1 rRNA gene is annotated in these 3,092 nt (G+C 55.3%); it reads right to left on the bottom strand.

From position 1 onward, the window contains the following. A 23S ribosomal RNA gene (locus ACSEEN_RS21225) occupies nt 1-3,067 on the bottom strand; the annotation flags it as partial. Nucleotides 3,068-3,092 lie beyond the last annotated feature (25 nt).

Genomic DNA, 3,092 nt, shown 5'->3' with positions numbered 1-3,092 from the left:
TCTGTAGGGGGCCTTACCCCACCACAAGGGTGGGTGAGAAACCTCATCTTGGAACAGGCTTCCCGCTTAGATGCTTTCAGCGGTTATCCCTTCCGAACGTAGCTAACCAGCAGTGCTCCTGGCGGAACAACTGGCACACCAGAGGTTCGTCCGTCCCGGTCCTCTCGTACTAGGGACAGGTTTCCTCAAGTTTCTAGACGCGCGCGGCGGATAGAGACCGAACTGTCTCACGACGTTCTAAACCCAGCTCGCGTGCCGCTTTAATGGGCGAACAGCCCAACCCTTGGGACCTACTCCAGCCCCAGGATGCGACGAGCCGACATCGAGGTGCCAAACCATCCCGTCGATATGGACTCTTGGGGAAGATCAGCCTGTTATCCCCGGGGTACCTTTTATCCGTTGAGCGACACCGCTTCCACATGCCGGTGCCGGATCACTAGTCCCGACTTTCGTCCCTGCTCGACATGTACGTCTCACAGTCAAGCTCCCTTGTGCACTTACACTCAACACCTGATTGCCATCCAGGCTGAGGGAACCTTTGGGCGCCTCCGTTACACTTTAGGAGGCAACCGCCCCAGTTAAACTACCCACCAGGCACTGTCCCTGAACCCGATCAGGGTCCGAAGTTAGAAGCCCAATACGATCAGAGTGGTATTTCAACAACGACTCCACCACCACTAGCGTGACGGCTTCACAGTCTCCCACCTATCCTACACAAACCGTACCGAACACCAATACCAAGCTATAGTGAAGGTCCCGGGGTCTTTTCGTCCTGCCGCGCGTAACGAGCATCTTTACTCGTACTGCAATTTCGCCGAGTCTGTGGTTGAGACAGCAGAGAAGTCGTTACGCCATTCGTGCAGGTCGGAACTTACCCGACAAGGAATTTCGCTACCTTAGGATGGTTATAGTTACCACCGCCGTTTACTGGGGCTTAAATTCTCAGCTTCACCAACAAAGTTGATTAACCGGTCCTCTTAACCTTCCAGCACCGGGCAGGCGTCAGTCCGTATACCTCGTCTTACGACTTCGCACGGACCTGTGTTTTTAGTAAACAGTCGCTTCTCTCTGGTCTCTGCGACCACCCCCCGCTCCAGCCGTCAAGACCTTCACCGGGCGTGGTCCCCCTTCTCCCGAAGTTACGGGGGCAATTTGCCGAGTTCCTTAACCACAGTTCTCTCGATCGCCTTAGTATTCTCTACCTGACCACCTGTGTCGGTTTGGGGTACGGGCCGTGTACCAACTCACTAGAGGCTTTTCTCGGCAGCATAGGATCACAGAATTCACCACACATTGGCTACGCATCACCTCTCAGGCTACCCGGAACACGGATTTACCAATGCTCCACCCTACCGGCTTACACCAAGACAACCATCGCTTGGCCCTGCTACCTTCCTGCGTCACCCCATCGCTTAACTACTACACACAAGGTCCCACGCAGCCACACCCAAAACCCTCCGAAGAGGATAGAGAGTGTCTTTGGGTGGTTAGTACATGTGGCTCGTCATTGGGCGCGGATACACGGGTACGGGAATATCAACCCGTTGTCCATCGACTACGCCTGTCGGCCTCGCCTTAGGTCCCGACTCACCCTGGGCGGATTAACCTGGCCCAGGAACCCTTGGTCATCCGGCGGACAAGTTTCTCACTTGTCTTTCGCTACTCATGCCTGCATTCTCACTCCCACACCCTCCACAGCCCCTCACAGGACAGCTTCAACGAGTGCAGGACGCTCCCCTACCCAACCACACCACTACACCACCATCCGCAGACGGTGATGGATGTCATGTGTGATTGCCGCGGCTTCGGCGGTGTACTTGAGCCCCGCTACATTGTCGGCGCAGGACCACTTGACCAGTGAGCTATTACGCACTCTTTCAAGGGTGGCTGCTTCTAAGCCAACCTCCTGGTTGTCTCAGCAATCCCACATCCTTTTCCACTTAGTACACGCTTAGGGGCCTTAGCCGGCGATCTGGGCTGTTTCCCTCTCGACTACGAAGCTTATCCCCCGCAGTCTCACTGCCACGCTCTCACTTACCGGCATTCGGAGTTTGGTTGACGTCAGTAACCTAGTAGGGCCCATCAGCCATCCAGTAGCTCTACCTCCAGCAAGAAACACGCAACGCTGCACCTAAATGCATTTCGGGGAGAACCAGCTATCACGGAGTTTGATTGGCCTTTCACCCCTACCCACAACTCATCCCCTCCATTTTCAACTGAAGTGGGTTCGGTCCTCCACCACATCTTACTGTGGCTTCAACCTGGCCATGGGTAGATCACTCCGCTTCGGGTCTAGACCCAGCGACTCAAATCGCCCTATTCAGACTCGCTTTCGCTACGGCTACCCCACACACGGGTTAACCTCGCCACTGAGCACTAACTCGCAGGCTCATTCTTCAAAAGGCACGCCATCACCCACCACAGACTAAACTGTGCGCAAGCTCTGACGGATTGTAAGCGTCCGGTTTCAGGTACTATTTCACTCCCCTCCCGGGGTACTTTTCACCTTTCCCTCACGGTACTAGTCCGCTATCGGTCACCAGGAAGTATTCAGGCTTACCGGGTGGTCCCGGCAGATTCACAGCAGATTCCACGAGCCCGCTGCTACTCGGGAAACACACAAACCAGAGGAACCATTTTCAGTTACCGGACTCTCACCGTCTACGGCAGACCATTCCAGGCCACTTCACCTAACAGAACCTTTTATCACTGGCCGCCTGGCCGGCAGACCAGACAAGCATGCTCCCACAACACCACACGCACAACCCCTGCCGAGTATCACATACGCATGGTTTAGCCTCCTCCGCTTTCGCTCGCCACTACTCACGGAATCACAATTGTTTTCTCTTCCTGTGGGTACTGAGATGTTTCACTTCCCCACGTTCCCCCCGCACCGGCTATACATTCACCGGGCGGTAACACCACACAACTGGTGCTGGGTTTCCCCATTCGGACACCCTCGGATCACAGCTCGTTTGACAACTCCCCGAGGACTATCGCGGCCTACCACGTCCTTCATCGGCTCCTGGTACCAAGGCATCCACCGAACGCCCTAAAACACTTACAACAACACCCACAAACCCACCCCACCA

It is taken from the genome of Gordonia marina (assembly GCF_052036135.1).
GTDB lineage: Bacteria > Actinomycetota > Actinomycetes > Mycobacteriales > Mycobacteriaceae > Gordonia.
The sequence above is the reverse complement of the archived record's forward strand: the minus strand, read 5'-3'. Positions and strand labels throughout refer to the sequence as shown.